Origin of the sequence: Actinosynnema sp. NPDC023658 (assembly GCF_040639995.1) — a bacterium.
Taxonomy (GTDB): Bacteria; Actinomycetota; Actinomycetes; order Mycobacteriales; family Pseudonocardiaceae; genus Actinosynnema.
On the sequence record NZ_JBFAAX010000022.1, the window covers coordinates 16,349 to 37,095 of the forward strand.

23 protein-coding genes are annotated in these 20,747 nt (G+C 72.6%); 16 read left to right on the plus strand and 7 right to left on the minus strand.

Annotated elements, in window-relative coordinates; genetic code table 11:
* A partial coding sequence (locus tag AB0G02_RS05045) for a MerR family transcriptional regulator (protein ID WP_360789532.1) occupies nucleotides 1-288 on the minus strand: 288 nt, incomplete at its 3' end.
* 62 nt (nucleotides 289-350) lie between these two features.
* Nucleotides 351-851, minus strand: coding sequence for an amino-acid N-acetyltransferase (locus tag AB0G02_RS05050; RefSeq protein ID WP_360789535.1), 501 nt, complete (start codon nucleotides 849-851; stop codon nucleotides 351-353).
* 165 nt (nucleotides 852-1,016) lie between these two features.
* Between AB0G02_RS05050 and rimO the strand changes: the two genes are divergently transcribed.
* The 7 genes from rimO to AB0G02_RS05085 all read left to right on the plus strand — a co-directional run bounded on the left by rimO (nucleotide 1,017) and on the right by AB0G02_RS05085 (nucleotide 7,475).
* A complete protein-coding gene (rimO, locus tag AB0G02_RS05055) occupies nucleotides 1,017-2,393 on the plus strand; it encodes a 30S ribosomal protein S12 methylthiotransferase RimO (protein ID WP_360789593.1) in 1,377 nt (458 codons plus the stop codon).
* The gene (pgsA, locus tag AB0G02_RS05060; protein WP_360789538.1) at nucleotides 2,390-2,974 is read left to right on the plus strand and encodes a CDP-diacylglycerol--glycerol-3-phosphate 3-phosphatidyltransferase; all 585 of its coding nucleotides are present in this window, start codon (nucleotides 2,390-2,392) and stop codon (nucleotides 2,972-2,974) included. The genes rimO and pgsA overlap by 4 nt, the downstream gene beginning before the upstream one ends.
* Nucleotides 2,971-3,444 (plus strand): CinA family protein, encoded by a 474-nt coding sequence (locus tag AB0G02_RS05065; RefSeq protein WP_360789541.1) that lies wholly within the window; start codon nucleotides 2,971-2,973, stop codon nucleotides 3,442-3,444. Before pgsA ends, AB0G02_RS05065 begins: the two co-directional genes overlap by 4 nt.
* Before the next feature lie 156 nt (nucleotides 3,445-3,600).
* A complete protein-coding gene (locus tag AB0G02_RS05070) occupies nucleotides 3,601-4,026 on the plus strand; it encodes a helix-turn-helix transcriptional regulator (RefSeq protein WP_360789544.1) in 426 nt (141 codons plus the stop codon).
* A gap of 297 nt (nucleotides 4,027-4,323) precedes the next feature.
* The gene (locus AB0G02_RS05075) at nucleotides 4,324-5,187 is read left to right on the plus strand and encodes a PspA/IM30 family protein (protein WP_360789547.1); all 864 of its coding nucleotides are present in this window, start codon (nucleotides 4,324-4,326) and stop codon (nucleotides 5,185-5,187) included.
* A 16-nt stretch (nucleotides 5,188-5,203) separates the two neighbouring features.
* A complete protein-coding gene (locus tag AB0G02_RS05080) occupies nucleotides 5,204-5,983 on the plus strand; it encodes a hypothetical protein (protein WP_360789550.1) in 780 nt (259 codons plus the stop codon).
* Between the two features lie 247 nt (nucleotides 5,984-6,230).
* Nucleotides 6,231-7,475, plus strand: a complete 1,245-nt coding sequence (locus tag AB0G02_RS05085; protein WP_360789553.1) for a solute carrier family 23 protein — start codon at nucleotides 6,231-6,233, stop codon at nucleotides 7,473-7,475.
* Between the two features lie 49 nt (nucleotides 7,476-7,524).
* On the opposite strand, the gene AB0G02_RS05090 is transcribed toward AB0G02_RS05085, so the two are convergent.
* From AB0G02_RS05090 to AB0G02_RS05105, 4 genes are read right to left on the minus strand one after another with little or no spacing between them, the layout of a single operon-like run.
* A complete protein-coding gene (locus AB0G02_RS05090; protein WP_360789556.1) occupies nucleotides 7,525-8,559 on the minus strand; it encodes a quinone-dependent dihydroorotate dehydrogenase in 1,035 nt (344 codons plus the stop codon).
* Between the two features lie 10 nt (nucleotides 8,560-8,569).
* Nucleotides 8,570-9,364, minus strand: a complete 795-nt coding sequence (locus AB0G02_RS05095) for a DNA-formamidopyrimidine glycosylase family protein (protein ID WP_360789559.1) — start codon at nucleotides 9,362-9,364, stop codon at nucleotides 8,570-8,572.
* Nucleotides 9,351-9,983, minus strand: a complete 633-nt coding sequence (locus AB0G02_RS05100; protein WP_360789562.1) for a LysE family translocator — start codon at nucleotides 9,981-9,983, stop codon at nucleotides 9,351-9,353. The genes AB0G02_RS05095 and AB0G02_RS05100 overlap by 14 nt, the downstream gene beginning before the upstream one ends.
* Nucleotides 9,980-10,816, minus strand: coding sequence for a ParA family protein (locus tag AB0G02_RS05105; RefSeq protein WP_360789565.1), 837 nt, complete (start codon nucleotides 10,814-10,816; stop codon nucleotides 9,980-9,982). The genes AB0G02_RS05100 and AB0G02_RS05105 overlap by 4 nt, the downstream gene beginning before the upstream one ends.
* Before the next feature lie 34 nt (nucleotides 10,817-10,850).
* On the opposite strand from AB0G02_RS05105, the gene AB0G02_RS05110 reads away from it, so the two are divergent.
* The 3 genes from AB0G02_RS05110 to AB0G02_RS05120 all read left to right on the plus strand — a co-directional run bounded on the left by AB0G02_RS05110 (nucleotide 10,851) and on the right by AB0G02_RS05120 (nucleotide 13,063).
* Nucleotides 10,851-11,582, plus strand: a complete 732-nt coding sequence (locus AB0G02_RS05110; protein ID WP_360789568.1) for a methyltransferase domain-containing protein — start codon at nucleotides 10,851-10,853, stop codon at nucleotides 11,580-11,582.
* 69 nt (nucleotides 11,583-11,651) lie between these two features.
* Entirely contained in the window at nucleotides 11,652-12,242 is a 591-nt protein-coding gene (locus tag AB0G02_RS05115; RefSeq protein WP_360789570.1) for a sigma-70 family RNA polymerase sigma factor, read from the plus strand.
* A gap of 197 nt (nucleotides 12,243-12,439) precedes the next feature.
* Complete coding sequence (locus AB0G02_RS05120) at nucleotides 12,440-13,063, plus strand: sigma-70 family RNA polymerase sigma factor (protein WP_360789573.1); 624 nt, start codon at nucleotides 12,440-12,442, stop codon at nucleotides 13,061-13,063.
* A gap of 7 nt (nucleotides 13,064-13,070) precedes the next feature.
* Here the strand turns inward: AB0G02_RS05120 and AB0G02_RS05125 are convergent, their stop codons facing one another.
* Complete coding sequence (locus AB0G02_RS05125) at nucleotides 13,071-14,402, minus strand: glutamine synthetase family protein (RefSeq protein ID WP_360789576.1); 1,332 nt, start codon at nucleotides 14,400-14,402, stop codon at nucleotides 13,071-13,073.
* A gap of 36 nt (nucleotides 14,403-14,438) precedes the next feature.
* Here AB0G02_RS05125 and AB0G02_RS05130 point away from each other — a divergent pair, with 36 nt between their 5' ends.
* From AB0G02_RS05130 to AB0G02_RS05155, 6 genes are all read left to right on the plus strand, one after another.
* Nucleotides 14,439-15,542 carry an amidohydrolase family protein gene (locus AB0G02_RS05130; RefSeq protein WP_360789578.1) on the plus strand — a complete coding sequence of 368 codons (1,104 nt, stop codon included), beginning with the start codon at nucleotides 14,439-14,441 and terminating at the stop codon, nucleotides 15,540-15,542.
* Between the two features lie 36 nt (nucleotides 15,543-15,578).
* Nucleotides 15,579-16,862, plus strand: coding sequence for a DNA polymerase IV (locus AB0G02_RS05135; RefSeq protein WP_360789596.1), 1,284 nt, complete (start codon nucleotides 15,579-15,581; stop codon nucleotides 16,860-16,862).
* Between the two features lie 144 nt (nucleotides 16,863-17,006).
* A complete protein-coding gene (locus tag AB0G02_RS05140; RefSeq protein ID WP_360789581.1) occupies nucleotides 17,007-17,648 on the plus strand; it encodes a Crp/Fnr family transcriptional regulator in 642 nt (213 codons plus the stop codon).
* 85 nt (nucleotides 17,649-17,733) lie between these two features.
* On the plus strand, nucleotides 17,734-17,994 hold the full coding sequence (locus AB0G02_RS05145) for a hypothetical protein (RefSeq protein ID WP_360789584.1): 261 nt from the start codon (nucleotides 17,734-17,736) through the stop codon (nucleotides 17,992-17,994).
* 178 nt (nucleotides 17,995-18,172) lie between these two features.
* A complete protein-coding gene (locus tag AB0G02_RS05150; RefSeq protein ID WP_360789587.1) occupies nucleotides 18,173-19,135 on the plus strand; it encodes a hypothetical protein in 963 nt (320 codons plus the stop codon).
* Nucleotides 19,136-20,302: 1,167 nt separating this feature from the next.
* Entirely contained in the window at nucleotides 20,303-20,686 is a 384-nt protein-coding gene (locus AB0G02_RS05155) for a DUF3040 domain-containing protein (RefSeq protein WP_360789590.1), read from the plus strand.
* Nucleotides 20,687-20,747 lie beyond the last annotated feature (61 nt).

Consider the following 20,747-nt stretch of genomic DNA (forward strand, 5'->3'; position numbering starts at 1 on the left):
GATCCGGACCCAGTCGTCCGGGCCCTCCTCGTCGCCCACGCCCAGCACGGCCGCGACGCTCGCGCCCCGCTCGCGCGCCTTGACCAGTTCCGCGATGGCGGGCAGCGAGAAGCCGCGCGACTGGAGCCGTTGCACCAGGGTGAGGCGTTCCAGGTGGGAGGCGTCGTAGAACGCGACGCGGCCCTGCCTGCGCGGGGGGTGCAGCACACCCTTGGTCTGGTACATGCGGATGGTGCTGCCGGGCAGGCCCACCCGGACCGCCAGCTCGTCGACCGTCAACTGCTCCACGGCACCGATCCTGGAGGTCGGCGCTCGTGGAGTCAAGACTCTTCGAGTTATTACTCGAAGAGTTACAGGTGCAGGAGCATGCGCGAGTTGCCGAGCGTGTTGGGCTTCACGTACGACAGGTCGAGGAACTCCGCGACGCCCTCGTCCGCCGACCGCATGATCTCCTCGTAGACCTCGGGGGAGACCGGCGTCCCGTCGATCTCCACGAACCCGTGCCGGGCGAAGAACGCGGTCTCGAACGTCAGCACGAACAGCCGCTGCAGCTGCAGCTCACGAGCCGTCTCGATCAACCGGTGCACGATCTTGTGCCCGATGCCCCGCCCCAGCGCCGCGGGCGACACGGCCACCGTGCGGATCTCGGCCAGGTCCTCCCACAGCACGTGCAGCGCGCCGCACCCGAGGACCACCCCGTCCTCCTCCGCGACCCAGAACTCCTGCATGTCCTCGAACAGCGTCACGAGCGGCTTGGCCAGCAGCACCTTGCCGGCGTAGGCGTCGATGAGGGCCTTCATGGCCCGCACGTCGCCGGTGCGTGCGCGACGCACGTTGATCGAGTCGTTCACGGTGCAAACGTAGGCCTCGCGCCCGCGAGGCGAACGTGGAGGTGGGCCGAGTCGCGGGCTCGCGGACCGCTCACCGGGTCGAGGGCGCACTGGCGGGTCGGGGTGGGCCGTGCGCCGGTTACCCTGAGCACCGTGTCTTCCCCCACCACGTCCAAGCGCGTCGCCATGCTGACCCTCGGGTGCGCCCGCAACGAAGTCGACTCCGAAGAGCTCGCCGGCCGCCTCACCGCCGGCGGGTGGGAGCTCGTCGACGACGAGGCCGACGTGGTCGTGGTCAACACGTGCGGCTTCGTGGAGTCCGCGAAGAAGGACTCCGTGGACACCCTGCTCGCCGCCGCCGACAGCGGCGCGAAGGTGGTCGCCGTCGGCTGCATGGCCGAGCGCTACGGCGCCGAGCTGGCCGACAGCCTCCCGGAGGCGAACGCCGTGCTGGGGTTCGACCACTACGCCGACCTCGCCGGCCGGCTGGACGACGTCCTCGCCGGTCAGACCATCGAGTCCCACAAGCCGGTCGACCGGCGCACGCTGCTGCCGCTCACGCCCGTGCAGCGGCCCCAGGCCGCCACCGAGGTGCAGGTGCCCGGTCACGGCTGGGGCCCGCGCGTGCTGCGCACCCGCCTGGCGGACACGCCGGTGGCGCCCCTGAAGATCGCCTCCGGCTGCGACCGCCGCTGCTCGTTCTGCGCGATCCCGTCGTTCCGCGGCGCGTTCGTCTCCCGCCACCCCGACGAGGTGGTGGCCGAGGCGATGTGGCTGGCCGAGCAGGGCGTGCGCGAGGTGTTCCTGGTCTCGGAGAACTCCACGTCCTACGCCAAGGACCTGCCCCGCGAGCTGGGCGGCCTGGAGCTGCTGCTCCAGCGGCTCGCCGCGGTGCCCGGCATCGACCGGGTCCGCGTCTCCTACCTCCAGCCCGCCGAGACCAAGCCCACGCTGGTCAAGGCCATCGCCACCACCGAGGGCGTGGCCGACTACTTCGACATGTCCTTCCAGCACTCCAGCGAGCCCGTGCTGCGCCGGATGCGCCGGTTCGGGTCCACCGAGTCCTTCCTGGGCCTGGTCGAGCAGATCCGCGCCCTCGCGCCCCGTGCGGGCATCCGCAGCAACGTCATCGTCGGCTTCCCCGGCGAGACCGAGCACGACGTGGCCGAGCTGGAGCGCTTCCTCACCGCCGCCCGGCTCGACGCGGTGGGCGTGTTCGGCTACTCCGACGAGGACGGCACCGAGGCCGAGGGCCTGCCGGACAAGCTGGACGCCGACACCGTCAACGAGCGCGTCGCCCGCATCTCCAACCTGGTCGAGGAGCTGACCGCGCAGCGCGCCGAGGACCGCGTGGGCGACGAGGTCGTCGTCCTGGTCGAGACCGCGGAGGACGACGAGAACGACTGCGTCGGCCGCGCCGCCCACCAGGCGCCCGAGGTCGACGGCGAGTGCGTCATCACCAACGCCGACGGCCTGGAGGTGGGCGACCTGGTGCGCTGCCGGGTCGACGCGTCGGAGGGCGTCGACCTCGTCGTCTCGGCCATCGAGGTGCTCCCGAGGTGACCGAACCCGCGCGCGTGCCGGTGCTGAACATCGCCAACGTGCTGACGATGTCCCGGCTGGTGCTCGTGCCGGTGTTCCTCTACTTCCTGTTCGCGGAGGACGGCCACCACCCGTGGTGGCGGCTGGCCGCGTTCGGGGTGTTCGCCGTGGCGTCGGTCACCGACCACGTGGACGGCAACCTCGCCCGCAAGCACGGCCTGATCACCGACTTCGGCAAGATCGCGGACCCGATCGCGGACAAGGCCCTCACCGGCGCCGCCCTGGTGGGCCTGAGCCTGCTGGGCGAGCTGCCGTGGTGGGTGACGGTCGTCATCGCGGTGCGCGAGCTGGGCGTGACGCTGCTGCGCTTCTGGGTCATCCGGCACGGCGTCATCCCGGCCAGCCGCGGCGGCAAGGCCAAGACGCTCGTGCAGATCGTCGCCATCGGCCTGTACGTGCTGCCGCTGCCGTCCTGGCTGGACGCGGTCTCGGTGGTCACGATGGGCGCGGCCGTGGTGCTGACCGTGGTCACGGGCATCGACTACGTGATCCGCGCCTTCCGGCTGCGGGCACGCGGCAAGCGCGCGGTGGCCGGGGCGTGAGCGCCGCAGACGTGGTCGAGGCTCTCCGGGCCCGCGGTGAGACGGTCGCCACCGCCGAGTCGCTGACCGCGGGCATGGTGACCGTCGAGCTGACCTCCGTGCCCGGCTCCAGCGCCGTGGTGCGCGGCGGGCTCGTGGTCTACGCGACGGACCTCAAGCACGCGCTCGCGGGCGTGGACGCCGCCCTGCTGGCCGAGCACGGCGCGGTGCACCCCGAGGTGGCCCGGCAGCTCGCCGCGGGGGCACGTGAGCGCTGCGGCGCGACGTGGGGCCTCGGCCTCACCGGGGTGGCCGGCCCGGACCCCCAGGACGGGGTAGCACCGGGCACCGTCCACCTCGGTTTGTCCGGTCCGTCCGGAACATCCGTTCGAACGCTCACTCTGGGTGGTGACCGTGACGAAGTCCGCAGAAGATCGACCTCGGCGGTCCTCGACCTCCTGCGCGAGCACCTCAAGATCCCCGTCGGGTGACGTGAGCTGCGCGTTCCCGGTCACACCCGGACGCGCACGCGGGAACTTACCGGCCGGTTCACTCGTTCGCCCTTGGCGGACGTGTCGGGAAGTCACTGCCCGTCGACGGGACGGGTCGGTAACGTGGTGGCACGGCCGGCCGGAAGGAGGCGCGCGATGACCGTGCTGCTACGCGAGGCGATCGGTGATCGGCTCCGCCATGCCCGCACCACCCAACGCCGCACGCTGCGCGAGGTCTCCAGGACCGCCCGCGTCAGCCTGGGGTACCTCTCCGAGGTGGAGCGTGGCCGCAAGGAGGCGTCCAGCGAGCTGCTGGCCGCCATCTGCGAGGCGTTGGACCTGCCCCTGTCGGAGCTGCTGCACCTGGTCGCCTCGGACATCGGCGCCGTCCAGGCGCCCGTGCCGACCCCGGCCGAACTGGCCGAGCGGACCGCCGCGCCCGCGGCGGCGAGCCTGGAGGCGGGTGCGATGGTGCCCGCGGTGATCGGCAACGACCTGTCCGACCTGCGGTTGCAGCCCGTGCTCACGCACCGGCTGTCGACCTCGATCAGCAAGCCGCGCAACGCGGTGGTGGCGGCGTAACCCTGCCCACACACGTGCCAGAGCCGAGCCGGTCCGACCGGCTCGGCTCTCGGCGTTCCAGGCGTGGACGTGCAACGAGTTGGCAACCCACGCCGGGGTCGCCGCGTCCCTCTGGAGTCGGACGGGCAGGATGACCATGCCGACGAAAGTCGGGGGTGACTCAGGGTGATCCCGGATATCTCCCCAGGTCGGTGGAAGCAGCGCGGGACAACTGACACGATGGAACCAACACCGGCACCGGGTCGTTGCCAATCACGAGCGCGAGCCAGGGAAGTGCGGAGAAGGCAGGCGTAGGAGATGGCCAACCCTTTCGTGAAGGCATGGAAGTACTTCATGGCGGCTTTTTCGTCGAAGATCGACGAGCACGCCGACCCGAAGGTGCAGATCCAGCAGGCCATCGAGGAGGCGCAGCGGCAGCACCAGGCGCTGTCGCAGCAGGCCGCCGCGGTGATCGGCAACCAGCGCCAGCTCGAGATGAAGCTCAACCGCCAGCTCGGTGAGGTGGAGAAGCTGCAGGCATCCGCACGCCAGGCGCTCGTGCTCGCCGACGAGGCCAGGGCGAAGGGCGACGAGCCGCGGGCGACGCAGTTCGAGACCGCCGCGCAGGGCTTCGCCACCCAGCTGGTGACCGCCGAGCAGAGCATCGAGGACCTGAAGACGCTGCACGACCAGGCGTTGCAGGCCGCCACGCAGGCCAAGCAGGCCGTCGAGCGCAACGCGATGGTCCTGCAGGGCAAGCTCGCGGAGCGCACCAAGCTGCTCAGCCAGCTGGAGCAGGCGAAGATGCAGGAGCAGGTCTCGCACTCGCTGCGCCAGATGACCGAGCTGGCCGCGCCGAGCAACACGCCGTCGCTGGAGGAGGTCCGCGACAAGATCGAGAAGCGGTACACCACCGCGCTCGGTTCCGCGGAGCTGGCGCAGAACTCGGTGCAGGGCCGGATGCTGGAGGTCCAGCAGTCGACCACCGAGATGGCGGGCCACTCGCGGCTGGAGCAGATCCGGGCGTCGATGGCGGGCGGCAAGGTCGCCGGCGAGGTGACCAGCGGTCAGCCGGCCAGTGCGAGCGCGAGCATCCAGCAGGAGATCCAGCAGCGGGTGCAGCAGACGCAGGCGCAGCCCACCCAGCAGATCCGGCAGAACCCGCCGGCGAGCCAGGGCTGAGAGGGTGGTGTCCGCGATGGAACCCCGGCGGAAGGTGGCCGGCGAGATCGCCCAGATCATCGGCGGCCAGCTCCAAGGGCAAGTCGCGGACCAGGTGAAGCGGCGTTACGCCGCGTGGAACGACCCGCGCGCGAAGCTCGACCGGCGGTACCGCCGGTCGAGCCGCGTGCTCGCCTTCTGGCTGATCGTGCTGGCCCTGCTCACGGCCGTCGGCACGCTGGCCCTCCTCAACGTGATCGGTCCCGGGATCGGGGTCGCCGCGGCGCTGGGGTTCGCCGGCACGTCCGTGCTGGCGGTGCGCACGAACATGAAGATGAGGGGCATCGACGCGGCCCGGCGCGAGCTGGCGATCGCGCCGGTGCACGAACCGCTGCCCGCCCGCTCCTCGGCGGCGCGTCAGCCGATGGAACGGCTGGAGGACGCCGAGGACACGCTGCGCGAGCTGCTGCGCCAGCTCGACTCGGCCGCGCTGACCTCCGTGCCGACCGACTCGGTCGAGCAGGCCCGCGCCACCGGCTCCGAGGCCTCGTCCGCGCTCCGGGCCGTGTCCCGCCAGCTCCAGGCCGTCGAACGCGCGCGCGACACCGCGCCGCCGTTGCAGCGGGCACCGCTGGTCGAGGGCGTGCGCAGGCTGCGGACCCAGCTGGACGAGGGCGTGGACGGCTACTGCGGCCTGGTCGCCGCGGCCGGTCGGGTGCTCGCCGAGAGCACCGCGTCCAACCCCCGGCAGGTGCTGGGTGACGCGACGGACCACCTCGCCGGCCTGGCGTCGGCGCTGCGCGAGCTGTCGCGCTGACCGTCGGCCCGCCCGACGTCGTCGGACGATCCGCCTGACCGACCGTTCACACCCGCGCGGCCATCTGCACGAACCTCGGTTACATCACGTTGCGTAGCGGAGTTGGGCTGACCTCGCCGCCTCAGTGGCGTACGCTGCTGCAATCGTGTGATTATCAGACCGTTATATAGCCGCGGCCACTACATGGCGTGGCAGGATCCTCGGGTCGGACAGCGCGGTCCGTCCTGGTCGCCGGGGAGGTCGTTGAGTGGCGTTGTGGACCGTGCGCGGAGATGGCCGCCCCACCGACGGCGACGCCATCGCGCCCGAGGAGCGGCTCAGCTGGCCGCGCACCATCGGGTTCGGCGCCCAGCACCTGGTCGCCATGGCAGGCGCCACGATCCTCGTCCCCGCCACCACCGGGCTCCCGGTCGGCACCACCCTGCTGTTCTCGGGCCTCGGCACGCTGCTGTTCCTCCTGATCACCCGCAACCGGGTGCCCAGCTACCTCGGCGCGTCGTTCGCGTTCATCGCGCCGCTGTCCGCCGCCCGTGACGAGGGCATCGCCGCGCAGCTCGGCGGCGTGCTCGCGGCCGGCCTGCTGGTGATCATCCTCGGCGTCGCGGTGAAGGCGCTGGGCGTGCGGCTGCTGGAAGCCGTGATGCCGCCGGTGGTGACCGGGGCGGTGGTCGTGCTGATCGGGCTCAACCTGTCGCACCGGGCCACCGAGTCGTTCGCCAAGCAGCCGCTCCCCGCCGTGGTGACGCTGGGCGTGATCCTGCTGTGCGGCGTGCTCGGTCGTGGTGTGGCGTTCCGCTTCTCCGTGCTCATCGGCGTGGTCGCCGGGTGGGCGCTCGGCTTCTGGCTCGGCCTGGTCGACACGGGCGCGGTCGGTCGGGCCTCCTGGTTCGGGCTGCCCGAGTTCCACGCGCCGGAGCTGCGGCCGTCGGTCACGCTGCTGGTGCTGCCGGTGGTGATCGTGCTGGTCGCGGAGAGCGTCGGCCACGTCAAGGCGATCGGCGCGCTGACCGGCCGCAACCTCGACGGCAACGTCGGTGACTCGATCATCGCGAACGGCGTGTCCACCGCGCTGGCGGGCTTCGGCGGCGGGTCGGGCACCACCACGTACTCCGAGAACATCGGCGTGATGGGGGTGACCAGGGTCTTCTCCACCGCCGCGTACGCGGTCACGGGGGTGGCCGCGGTGCTCATGTCGTTCTCGCCGAAGCTCACCGCGGCGCTCTCGACCATCCCGGCGGGCGTCGTCGGCGGCGCCACGCTCGTGCTGCTCGGCCTGATCAGCCTGGTCGGCGTGCGGGTGTGGATGGACAACCGGGTCGACCTGACCAACCCCGGCAACGCCCTGGTCGGCGGTGCGGCCCTGGTGGCGGGGGTGGGCGACCTGACGTTGGAGCTGGGCGACATGAAGCTGGGCGGCCTGGTCTGGGGCTCGCTGCTCGTGGTGATCCTGCACCCGGTGCTGCGCTGGCTGCGGGCGGCCCGCAAGGCCTGAGGGCCACTGCCCCGGGAGCGTCTCCTCGTGGGCGGGGTCGTTCCGACGCCTACGAGGACGCGTGGAGCAGCGCGCGGTTGATGCGGCCGACCAGACCCGGGCCCTCGTAGATGAAGCCGGTGTAGACCTGGAGCAGGCTCGCGCCCGCGTCGAGCATCCGCTTGGCGTCGTCCGGGCCCGCGATGCCGCCGACGCCGATGATCGGCAGCCGGCCGTCGGTCTCCCGGCTCACGAACCGCACCACCTCGCGGGCGCGGGCGGCCAACGGCCTGCCGCTCAGCCCGCCCGCCTCGTGCGCGAGCCGCTGGTCCGCCGGGGCCAGGCCGTCGCGCGACAGCGTGGTGTTGGTCGCGATCAGGCCGCTGACCTCGTGCTCGGCGCACACCTCCAGCAGCTCCGCGATCGCGGGGTCGGTCAGGTCGGGCGCGATCTTGACCAGGATCGGCTTGCGCGGCTTCGACCCGGCGAGCTCGTGCGCGGTGGCGTTGAGCGCGGACAGCAGCTCGGTCAACGCCGCGCGGTCCTGGAGGCTGCGCAGGCCCGGCGTGTTGGGCGAGCTGATGTTGATCGCGAAGTAGTCGCCGTGCCGGTAGAGCGCGCGCAGGGACGTCCGGTAGTCCTCCACGGCGTCCTCGACCGGCGTGACCTTGGACTTGCCCAGGCTGATGCCCAGCGGCACGGACAGCGGGCCGAGGCGGTCGAGCCGGTTGGCCAGCTCCAGCGCGCCGTCGTTGTTGAAGCCCATCCGGTTGATGATCGCCTCGCTGTCGCGCAGCCGGAACAGGCGCGGCTTCGGGTTGCCCGGCTGCGCGTGCCGGGTGACCGTGCCGACCTCGACGAACCCGAACCCCAGCGCGCCCCACGCGGGCAGCGCCCGGCCGTTCTTGTCCAGCCCCGCGGCCAGGCCGACCGGGTTGGGGAACCGCACGCCGAAGACCGTGCGCTCCGAGGCGGGCTTGCGGCGCACGAGCTTCGCCGCCGGGCTCACCTTGGCGAGCAGGCCGAGGGTGGTCTCGTGGACCCGCTCCGCGTCACCGCCGTGCATCCGGAACAACGCCTTGCGCACCACGCTCTTGTAGACCACGGCGGTAACCCTAAGCGATCGGCCCTGGCTGGCAGCGCGGGCACCAGTACGACGGGCGCTCCAGCACGCCCGCGCCCTGCCCGCCGACGCGCACCCTCGTCCCGCAGCGCAGGCACGGCCTGCCGGACCGCTCGAACACCCAGTGCTGCCGCCCGCGTCCCATCAGGCCGGTCGTGTTCTGCTCCGGTCGCCAGGCGTTCGCCAGCAGCAGCTTGCGCGCCAGCCGCACCACCTCCGCCGGGTCCACCGCCGACACCGGGCTCCACGGCGAGGCGCCCAGCAGGAAGCACACCTCGGCCTTGTAGAGGTTGCCCACACCGGCCATGACCCGCTGGTCCAGCAGCGCGAGGCCCAGTTCCCGGTCCGGGTCCGCCGCGAGCCTGGCGGCGGCCTCGGCGGCACGCCCGTCGTCCCAGTCGCCCAGCAGGTCCGGGCCCAGGTGACCGACCAGCCGCGACTCCTGGTCGGTCGGCAGCAGCTCCAGGTCGTGCAGCGCGAACCCGACCGCGACCCGGTCCGGCACCTCCAGCAGCGCCCGCACCTGGTGGCCCGGCCGCTTCCAGCGCTCGCCCGGCCGGTAGAGGTGCCAGGCGCCGTCCATCCGGAAGTGGCTGTGCAGGCTCAGGTCGCCGGAGAACCGGGTGAACAGGTGCTTGCCGACCGAGTGCACCCCGAGCACGTCCCGACCGCTCAGGTCGGCGGTGGCCCACCTCGGGTGGCGCAGTTCGCCGCGCAGGACTCGGCGGCCGGCCAGCGCCTCGTTCAGGCGGTGCCCGGCCAGGAAGACCGTGTCACCCTCGGGCACCGCTGTCGAAAGCCACCTTCAGGCCGAAGCCCACCAGGACGGACGCGGTCAGCCGCTCGGTCCACCGCCGCACCGCGGGCCTGGTCAGCACGAGCGCCGCCCGGCCGGCCAGCCACACCACGACGACCTGCCACACCTGGCCGATGCCCACGTGCACGCCGACCAGCAGCGCGCCCCACCCGGCCGACGCCTGGTCGGAGGGCAGGAACTGGGGCAGCAGGCTCAGGTAGAACACGCCGATCTTGGGGTTGAGCAGGTTCGTGGTGAACCCGATCCGCAACGCCTGGGCCGGCGTGACCGACGGCACCTCGGCCGGCCCGTCCAGCACGCCGCGCCACGACTTCCACAGCGCCGACCCGCCCAGCCACAGCAGGTACGCCGCGCCCGCGTAGCGGACCACGTCGTAGGCGACCTGCGAGGCGACCAGCAGCGCGGTCAGCCCGGCGATGCTCGCCGCACCCCACACCAGGCAGCCCAGCGTCGTGCCGAACCCGCCGACCAACCCGACCTTGCGGCCGCCGCCCAGCACCATGCGCACCAGCATCATGGTGTCCAGGCCGGGCGTGATCGTGAGCAGGACCGCCGCGACGGTGAACGCCAGGAGGGCCGTCGTGCTCACGCGTCCACCGCTTCCTCGATCTCCTCGTCGTCGAAGTCGTGGTGCACGGCCCGGCGGCGGCTGCGGCTGATCCGCAGTATCCGAGCCAACAGCAGGTTGAACGCCAGCGCCACCTCGCGCGCGCCAGGCGTGCCCCACTCGTGGATCGGCATGCACGCGCCCTGCGCCTGCTGCACCGCGAGCCGGTCCGGCAGCGCCACCGGCATCACCAGCGGCCCGAAGATGTCGCGCAGCTCCTCGATGCGGAACTGGTGCTCGTGCGACCTCGGCCGCACCCGGTTCACCACCACGCCCAGCGGTTGCAGCTCCTCGTTGTGCTCGCGCTCGGCCTGCACCGCCTCGAAGGCCCGCTGCACGCCCGCCACCGCGAACATCGTGGGCTCCGTCACCAGCAGCGCGCGGTCCGCCGCGACCAGCGCCGACCGGGTCAGCTGACCCAGCGACGGCGGGCAGTCCAGCAGCACCAGCTGGTAGGGCTCCTCGTCGTCCTGGAGCAGCCGCAACGCCTCGCGCAACCGGCCGAGGCGGGTCTCGCCGGGGTCCGGGTGGTTCAGCGACTCGGCGTCCTCCGACCCGGCCAGCACGTCCACCCCGTCACCCCATGCGCTGGTCGCGATCGCCTTGTCCAGCGTGTCGGCGCTCGGGTCCTGCAGGACGTCGTAGATGCTGGCCTCGGTGTCGCCGGGTTCGAGCGTCGAGGTGGCGTTGCACTGCGGGTCGAGGTCGATGACCAGCGTCCGGACACCGCGCCGCAGCGCCGCCGACGCGAGACCGAGCGCGACCGTCGTCTTCCCAACGCCACCCTTGAGGCTGAGCACCGCCACCGTATGCACGTAGTGCAGCCTACGGCCCTTACGCTCTACGTCCATGCGACCGGACGCCGTACAGAGGGTGCTCGACGCCGAGCTGACCGCCGCGCGCGACCGCAGGGGCGGTGAACCGCCGCGGGTGCTCGACGTCGGCGGTGGCAGCGGTGTGTGGGCCGTGCCACTGGCCGTGGCGGGCTGCTCGGTGACGGTGGTCGACCCGAGTCCGGACGCGCTGGCCACGTTGCACCGCCGTGCGGCGGACGAGGGCGTGCTGGACCGCATCACGGCCGTGCAGGGCGACACCGACGCGCTGGACGGCGACGGTTCGGCCGACCTGGTGCTCGGGCACGGGCTGCTGGAGGTCGTGGACGACGTGGACGCGGCGCTGGCCGCCCTGGCCGCCGCCGTCACGCCGGGTGGCGCGGTGTCGTTGCTGGTGGCGAACCGGTACGCGGCCGTGCTGCACCGGGCCATCGCCGGTCGGCTGGTCGACGCGCGGCGCCTGCTGGACGACGAGGCCGGTCAGCTCACCGGCACCCGCGACCCGCTGCGCCGCCGGTTCGACGTGGCCGCGCTGGAGGCGCTGGTGCCGGCGGCGGGCCTGGAGGTCGAGCTGGTCCAGGGGCACGGCGTGGTGTCCGACCTGGTCCCGGGCGCGGTGCTGGAGGCCAACCCGGGCGCCGCCGAGGCGTTGGCCGAGCTCGAACTGGCCGCGTCGACCCGCTCGCCGCTGCGCGACGTGGCCGCCCGCTTGCACGTGTTGGGCCGAAAGCCGGCCCGAGTGCGGTAGAACGGACGTCCCGCCGCCTACCCGCAGAGGATCAGCCATGGGAGACCCGCACTTAGCCGGAGCCTGCTGATGGCCGGACCCGCGCCCGAAGACCTGGAGCCCCGGGTGCGCGCGGCCGTCGCCGGTGACCGCCGGGCCACCGAGTCGCTGCTGGCCACCGTCCGCCCGCTGGTGGTCCGCTACTGCCGCGCCCGCGTGGGCGGTCAGGAGCGTTCGTTCACGTCGGCCGACGACGTGGCGCAGGAGGTGTGCCTGGCGCTGCTGACCGCGCTGCCCACCTACAAGGACCACGGTCGGCCGTTCCTGGCGTTCGTCTACGGGATCGCCGCGCACAAGGTGGCCGACGCGCACCGCGCGGCGTTGCGCAACAAGGCCGATCCGGTGCCCGAGCTGCCCGACACCCCCGACGACGAGCACGTGCGCCCCGAGCAGGCGGCGTTGCGGCAGGAGTTGTCGCTCCACGTCGGCGCGCTGCTGCGGCTGCTGCCCGAGAAGCAGCGGGAGATCCTCGTGCTGCGGGTCGTGGTGGGGCTCTCGGCGGAGCAGACCGCCGCCGCCGTCCACGCCACGCCCGGTGCCGTTCGGGTGGCGCAACACCGGGCGCTCGTCCGACTCCGTCGGGTAATTGATCGCGCTTTGGTCACCCAACGCAGTTGGTAATCGGCCTGGTTCGCCCATTCGGGTTGCAAACGCGGCCATTCGGACTAACTTTCTGTGACCCGCGTCATCACCGTGCGAAACCCACGTCGCGTTCGCATGTGCCCCCGAGAGTCGTCCAGCGCGCGGACGTCGAGGAGCTCGCGATGACAGCAGTGGTGGTCGGGTTTGCAGGTGTGCCGGTACTTCGCGGTGATGCGGTGAGGGCGGTGGTGCCCGTGCAGTCCGAGGACGTCCCGCACCCTCCACCGGCACGGGTGGGAGGAGGACCGGAGAAGCACGTCGAGGCGGCGGTCCGGGGTGACCGGCGGGCGGTCGAGGCGTTGCTGGCCGAGATCAGGCCCGTGGTCGTGAAGTACTGCCGGGCCAGGGTCGGCACCGGGCAGCGGTCGTCGGCGTCGGCGGAGGACGTGGCCCAGGAGGTCTGCCTCGCCGTGCTGAAGGCGCTGCCCAACTACCGGGAGCAGGGTCGGCCGTTCCTGGCCTTCGTCTACGGGATCGCGGCGCACAAGGTCGCGGACGCCCACCGCGCGTCGGCGCGCAACCGGGCCGAGTCCGTGCCCGAGCTGCCCGACAGCGCGGGCAACGAGCCGGGGCCCGAGCTGCGGGCGCTGCAGGGCGAGCTGTCGGACCGGGTGGGGCAGCTGCTGAGCGTCCTGCCGGACCGCCAGCGGGAGATCCTGGTGCTGCGCGTGGTGCTCGGCCTGTCCGCCGAGGAGACCGCGGACGCGGTGGGTTCGACGCCGGGCGCGGTGCGCGTGGCCCAGCACCGGGCGTTGACGCGCCTGCGCAAGGCGTTGGACGAGGTCTCGAACGGCAGGTGAAGTCGGCTCAGTGCCGCCAGCGGGTCAGCGCGGCGATCTCCTCCGGTGAGCAGTCGGCGAACCGGGCGACCTCGCCGCGCCGCACGTCGACGATCGTCGCGGCGAACTCCGCGCCGAACGCCTCGGTCAGCACCTCGTCCGCCTCGAACGCCGCCACGGCCTCCTCCAGGGACGTCGGCAGGCGCCGGACGTCGGGCAGCGCGACCGGGTCCACCCCGACCGGCTCCGGCAGCCGTTCGCGGTCCACGATCCCGGCCAGGCCGGCCGCCATCGTCGCCGCCACCGCCAGGTACGGGTTGGCGGACAGGTCGTAGCAGCGGACCTCCAGGTCACGCCCCGCGACCAGGCGCAACGCCGCCTCCCGGTTCTCCAGCCCCCACGCGGCGAACGCGCCCGCCCAGTGCCGCGGCACCAACCGCAGGTACCCGGCCACCGACGGCGATCCGATCGCGCACAGCGCGGGCAGCCGGCGCAGCACACCCGCGGCGAACGCCTCGGCGTCGTCGGTCAGCCCGAACCAGCCCTCGCCGCCGTCGAACAGGTTGCGGCCGTCGCGCCACAGGCTCAGGTGCAGGTGACCGCCGTTGCCCACGCCGTCGGCGGTGACCTTCGGCGAGAACGACGCGCGCAGGCCGTGCCGCAGCGTGATGGCCCGGATCGTCTCGCGCACCAGCACCGACGTGTCCGCCGCGTGCACCGGGTCCTCCGGGATGGTGGACACCTCGAACTGCCCCGGCGCGTACTCGGGGTGGAACTGGAGCACGTCCACGTCCTGCTCGGCCAGCGCCGACAGCAGGTCGGCGGCGTAGTCGGACAGCTCCACCTGGCGGGCGTGGCCGTACGCGGGTCCGGTGGTGGCGGGCAGGAACTCGTCGGTGCCGCCCTGGCCGACGACCCACTCCACCTCGAAGCCCGCCTGGACCGCGTAGCCGTGCACGGCGAGCCGGTCGGCCACCGCCCGCGCCAGGCCGCGCTCGTCCTGCGGGTGCGGTTCGCCGTCCTGGTCGAAGCGGTCGGCCGGCGCCCACGCCCAGCCCGGCTGCGCCGCCAGCACGGTCAGCCGGTCGAGGTCCGGCCGCAGCCGCAGGTCACCGACCGGGCCGCCCGCGTGCCGCCCGGCGACGATCGTGTCGTCCAGCAGGAACACGTCGAACACCGGTGACGCGCCCACGCCGTCGGCGGCGGCTCTGGGCAGGCCCGCGAGCGGGACCGACTTCACCCTGGTGATGCCGCTGTGGTCGACCCAGGTGAGCGCGACCGCCACCACGTCCTGCTCCAGCAGGTCGTCCACCAGGTCGGCGGCCAGCGCACGTCGGTGCTCCCGCTCGGCTGTGTCCATCGTGCGTGGTTACACCAGGTCACTAGAGTTCAACAAGTGGACCCGCTGCTGCCGTGCGTGGCCTCGGCGCCCCTCCTCGACCACCACTGCCACGGCGTGCTGGGCACTGATCTCGACCGCTTGGCGTTCGAGTCGAACCTGACCGAGGCCGAGTCCCCGTCGCCCCGGGGCACGTCGCTGTTCGACTCGTCGTTGGGGCTCGCGGTGCGGCGCTGGTGTGCGCCTTTGCTGGATCTGCCGCCCCTCGCGCCGGCCGGGGAGTACGTGGCGCGGCGTCGGTCGCTGGGCGCGGCCGAGGTGAACCGGGCGCTGCTGTCCGCGACCGGGATCTCGACGTTCCTGGTGGACCGCGGCACGTGGCCGGAGGGCTTCGTGGGGCCCGCCGAGTTCACCGGTTCGCGTGAACTGCCCGTGCTGCGGCTGGAGCGGGTGGCCGAGGACGTCGTCGACGGTGGCCCGGCCGCCGGGTTCCCGGCGCGGGTGCGGGAGGTGCTGGACTCGTCGTCGGCGGTCGCGGCGAAGTCGATCGCGGCCTACCGGGTGGGGCTGGACCTCGACCCGGCGCGGCCGTCGGACCGGGAGGTGGTCGCCGCCGCGGGGGAGTGGCTGACCTCCGGCTCGGCCCGGTGCGCGGACGCGGTGATCAGCCGGTTCCTGGTGTGGGAGGCGCTGGACCGCGGGCTGCCCGTGCAGTTCCACGTCGGCTACGGGGACGCGGACCTGTCGCTGCACCGGTGCGACCCGCTGCTGCTCACCGACCTGCTGCGGGCGACCGCACCGCTCGGCGTGCCGGTCGTGCTGCTGCACAACTACCCGTTCCACCGCAACGCCGGGTACCTGGCGCAGGTGTTCCCGCACGTGTTCGCGGACCTGGGGCTGGCCACGCACGCGGTCGGGCACCAGGCGGGCCGGGTGCTGGCCGAGGCGCTGGAGATCGTGCCGTTCGGGAAGTTCCTGTTCTCGACCGACGCGTTCGCGCTGGCCGAGCTGTACTACCTGGGTGCGCAGTTCTTCCGCCGCGCGTTGTCGGACTTCCTGTCGGAGGGGTTGCGGGAGGATGCTCTCGCCCTGGCGGACGCGGAGAGGATCACCCGCCTGATCGGGTGGGAGAACGCGCACCGCGCCTACCGCCTGGAGTAGGGTCTCGAACGGGTGTTCGGCTTGATGGGGGTGGACGTGGGCCGCAGCGCGAACCTGCCGCGCGGTCTCGTCGACCGCTTCCGCGCACGGGACGGCGTCTGGCCGGACGACACCGGCTGCTCGATGCTGCACGTGGACATGGACGCCTTCTACGCGTCGGTCGAGATCCGCGACCGGCCGGAGCTGGCGACCAGACCGGTGGTCGTGGGCGGCACGGCGAACCGGGGCGTGGTCGCGTCGGCGAACTACCTGGCTCGCGAGTTCGGCGTGCGGTCCGCCATGCCGACCTCGCACGCGCGCAGGCTCGCGCCGCACGCGGTGTTCGTGTCGCCCAACTTCGCCCGGTACCAGGAGGTCTCGCGCGGGGTGATGTCGATCTTCCGGGACGTCACGCCGCTGGTCGAGCCCCTGAGCCTGGACGAGGCGTTCCTCGACGTGAGCGGTGCGCTGAAGCGGATGCGGTCGAGCCCAGCGCAGGTCGCGCAGCTGATCCGGGCGCAGGTCGAGCAGGCGCACGGGATCACCTGCTCGGTGGGCGTCGCGCCGACGAAGTTCCTGGCCAAGCTCGCGTCCGGGATGTGCAAACCGGACGGGATGATGGTCGTGCCGCAGGACGAGGTGCTGTCGTTCCTGCACCCGCTGCCGGTGTCCGCGCTGTGGGGCGTGGGGCAGCGGACGGCCGAGCAGCTGGACCGGGTGGGGCTGGAGACGGTGGCGGACGTGGCGGCCACGCCGCTGCCCCGGCTGCGCAGGCTGATCGGGGTGGCGCTGGCCGAGCACCTGCACGCGTTGGCGCAGGGGCACGACGACCGGCCGGTGGTGCCGCACACGCGGGAGAAGTCGATCGGCGCGGAGGAGACGTTCGAGGTCGACCACTTCGACCGCGAGCTGCTGCGCCGCGAGCTGCTGCGGCTGTCGGAGCGTTCGGCGGCGACGCTGCGGGCGCGCGGGCTGCGCGGGCGCACGGTGTCGATCAAGGTGCGGTTCTCCGACTTCACCACGATCACCCGGTCCCGCACGTTGCGGGTGGCCACGGACGTGACGCAGGAGGTCTACAAGACGGCCTCGACCCTGCTGGACGAGCAGGTGCCGCCCGGCGCGGTGCGGTTGATCGGGGTGCGGATCGAGCAGCTGGTCGAGGGCGACGACGGCGAGCAGCTGATGTTCGACGCGCCGGAGCGGGGCTGGCGCGAGGCGGAGCAGGCGGCCGACCAGGCGCGGTCGAAGTTCGGCACGGCGGCGATCCGTCCGGCGTCCCTGCTGGGCCAAGGGCCCACCCGTTCGGGGCTGAAGGAGCCGAAGCCGGACCGCGAGCCCTGATCGCGCCCGGTCGTCCCGGTGTTCGGCTGTCCCGGCGTTCGATTCTTCCGGTGTTCGGGTTCCCGACCCCCGCGACCGCGCCGTTCGGGTGGTCGGAGGGCTTGACCGGGGCCCCGCGGGCGATCACCCGGCACAGTGGGGGCCGTGGATCGGTTCTGGGGTCTGCTCACGCCCTCCGAGCACGAGGTGCTCCTGGCGGCGGGTGTCGAGCGCGACTACCCGTCCGGGTCCGTGGTCTGCCACGAGGGTGAGGTCAGCCGGCACGTGCTGGTCGTCCGGCGCGGCCTGCTGCGGGTGACCAAGACGACCGCCAACGGCAGCGAGAAGGTCCTGGCCGTGCGCGGGGCCGGTGACATCGTCGGTGAGCGCTCGGCGGTGGACGGACAGCCGCGGTCGGCGACGGTGTGGGCCTTGGGCGCGGTGCGAGCGCTGGTGCTGTCCGCCGGCGCGTTCGCGGGCCTGTGCCAGCGGTACCCGCGCATCGCGTGGTCCGTGCTGATCGTCGTGGTGGCCAGGCAGCGGGACACCGACCGCCAGCGGGTGCAGATCAGCGGCACGGCCACCCAGCGCGTCGCCGCCGTCCTCATCGACGTGGCGCTGCAACGGGGGGTCGCGGACCAGGGCGAGATCGCGTTGAGCCAGGAGGACCTCGCGGGAATCGCGGGAACATCGCGGGAATCGCTCGTGCGGGTGCTGCGCGTGCTGCGCGAGGAGGGCATCATCAGCACCGGGCGGCGAAAGATCGACATCCACCGCGTGAGCCGGCTCTACGACTTCACCAACTGACTTCCCGTTCTGCGTCATCTGACGCAGAACTCGGCGGCCACACCTCGTACAAATGAGGACATCAGCCGAGTTCAGAGGGGGAGTCATGAACCAGATCGAGGAGCAGGGCAAGTCCCGCCGGCGGTTCACCGAGCGTCTCGCGAGCACCCTCGTCTTCACCGTCGTCATGGTGTCGGCGGCCGTGGTGATCATCCTCAAGTCCGACCTCGACGGCGTGGTCGCGCTCGCTGTCTCCTTCGCGCTCGCCGGCGGCCTGGTCGCCGTGATGGACGCCTGGCGCGAGGTCCGCTCCGCCCGTCGCGAGCAGCAGGTGGAGCTCCCCGACGAGGAGCTCGTCAGCCTCTGAGTCCACGCGGTGGTCAACGAGGGGTGACCGCCGTCTTCCGAGGCCTTCCGCAGACTGGTCGGGTCTGCGGAAGGCCTCTTTTCGCTCGTTGGCCGGGAGTTGTCCACAGGCCGACGAGTTGTCCACAGTTCCGGTTTCCACCGTCGACCGACCTCCCCGAACCGTCGATCGTGGACGCATGCGCACCTCGAACCGCACCACCATCGACCTGGACGCCCTGGGCGGCCTCTTCCCGCACCGCGTCGCCACCGCGTCGGAGCTGCTGAGCCTCGGCCTGCCGAGCGGCGAGCTGGCCGTCCGGTGCCGCCCGCGCGGTCCGTGGCAGCACGTCCTGCCCGGCATCCTGCTCCTGGCCCGAACACCGCCGACCCGGCTGCAACTGGTGCGCGCGGCCCTGCGGTACGGCGGGCCGGGCACCCTGCTCACCGGTCCGGACGCGCTCCAGCTGCACGGCATGCGGGCACTGCCCGCCGCCGGCCCGGTGCAGATCCTCGTCACCCGCGCGATCGAGCCGGCCGCGGGGATCCGCATCACCCGCACCCGCCAGTTACCGGACCCGGTGCTGCGCCGGGGCTTCCTGACGGTCCCGCTGGCGAGGGCCGCCGTCGACACCGCCAAGGCGCTGCGGGCACGTGACGACATCCGGGCCGTGCTGACGGAGGTCGTTCGCCACGGTGGTGTCCCGGTGGCCGACCTCAGACCGGGTCTGGCGCGCGGTTCGGAGCCCGCCAGGCAGGTGCTGTCGGAGCTGGCCGACGGCGTGCGGTCCGTGCCGCAAGCCTGGGCGCGGGCCGTCCTGGACGACCTGCCCCTGCCGGTGCCCACGTGGGGCGTGGTCCTGCAGTCGGCGGAGGGCCGTCCGTTGGGCGTGGCGGACGCCTGGTGGGACGGCCTCGGCCTGGCCTGGCAGTTCACCACCCCCGCGCCTGCCCGAGACCTCCTGGCCGCCGCGGGAGCGGTAGTCCTGCACACCACCCCGTCCCGCCTGCGCGGATCCCCGGCAGCCGTGGCGCAGGACCTGCTACGAGCCGCAACCCAAGCCACCACCCGCCCGAGGCCCGACCTGCGCCCCAACCCAAGCCCCACTCCCAGCCCTCACCACCGCATCGCGAGGAGGTCCCCAACCCCAACCCACCTCTGACCGGCGCGGCCAACGGTCCGACCGCCCCGACCGCCCCGACCGCCGCCCCCCGACCGCCGACCATCGACCCTGACCGCGACCGCCGGTCCCGTCCGTGGGGCCGGACCGCCGGTCCCGACTGACCATCGACCGCCGACCCGACCGCCGACCATCGACCGCCGACCCGACTGCCGCCCGCCGCCCCAACCGCCGACCGCCGACCCGACCGGCCATCGACCGCCGACCCGACCGCCAACCGCCCGACCCGACCGCCAACCCGACCCGAACGCCGTCCGCCGACGCCCGACCGCCAGCGGCTATCGATCCAAATGAAAGGAGCCGCCCAGCCCACCCCTGCCCCCGAAGCAGGCACGGGCACCCTCCCAGCCCCCCAGCTCCCCAGCCGCCCTTGGGCTCGGGCCTTGGGCCTCATCGTCTCCCGGTCCCCGCCGGTCCCCGCCGGCCCCCTACAGCCCAGGCCCCGCGCCCGACCACCTGTCCGCTCGCAAGCGCAGTCCGAGCGGGCTTGCCGGGCCTCGGCGTGGCCCCATCGAGGGACACCCGGCCGGGTGGCGGTCATCCGCTTCTCGAACGTCCCGCTGCGGCCTGTCCGATCGATCCGCTCCATCGGCACGAAGACGAACGAGACGATAGGGAGGAGGTGATCATCTGGATCTTGGCCGGGCGGCGGCGCGGGGTGTGGAGGGCGCGGGCTTCGTGGTCCCGTACTCCGTCTGGGCGGATGCCTGCCGCCGGGAAGGGGAGTGGGGGCTGGTGTGATCTCGGTCTCGGTTGGTCGCGCATGCGGGCTAGGCGGTCGGTGACTCTGGGTGACCGGGATAGCCGAAAGGAGGGATGAAGGGCGGGGGATTCGGGCGTTGCTGCGCGTTCCGGGCCGCGATGTGGCCGTCGGGGTGCTTCGATCAGTGCCGCGAAGAGGGCGGCAACGCAGCTTTCTGAGGTCTTGACAGTCGACCCGAGGTGGATTCGTGCGACCTCACGGCGGTCTGACCGTTGACCCGTGAGGATGATGGTGACAGAACGAACCGCTTAGGGGCACGGACTGGGTAGTCGGCAAGGCTCGCGAATCGTATCCTGGTCGTGACGCCCCCAGGGCGGGGCGTCCGCCGGGACCGGCGGCAACCGTGATTACCCGGCGCCCGCGACCGCTGTGCCGGAGGAGGAGCCATGCCACTCTCCGAGCACGAGCAGCGACTGCTCGACCAGATCGAGCGCGCGCTCTACGCCGAGGACCCGAAGTTCGCATCCACTGTGCGCGGTGCCAAGCTGCGCAAGCCGTCACGACGGCGTCGCATCCAAGGCATCGCGTTGTTCGCCGTGGGTGTGGCACTGCTGGTGACGGGTGTGATGTTGCCGAAGCTCGCTGGTATCCCGGTGGTGAGCGTGGTCGGCTTCTTGTTGATGTTCTTCGGCGTGCTGCTCACCGTGACGACTCTGCGTCGTGGTGACCAGGGTGCCGAAGCGCCCAACGAAGAGGGAAGCCGGCCCAGCCGCAGCTCGTTCTCACAGAAGATGGAAGAACGTTTCCGTCGCCGTTTCGAGGACGAGTAGTCCGCGCGACAGCCCAACCGCTCCACCGAACGACTGCCCCACCGAACAACGCAGACGGCCC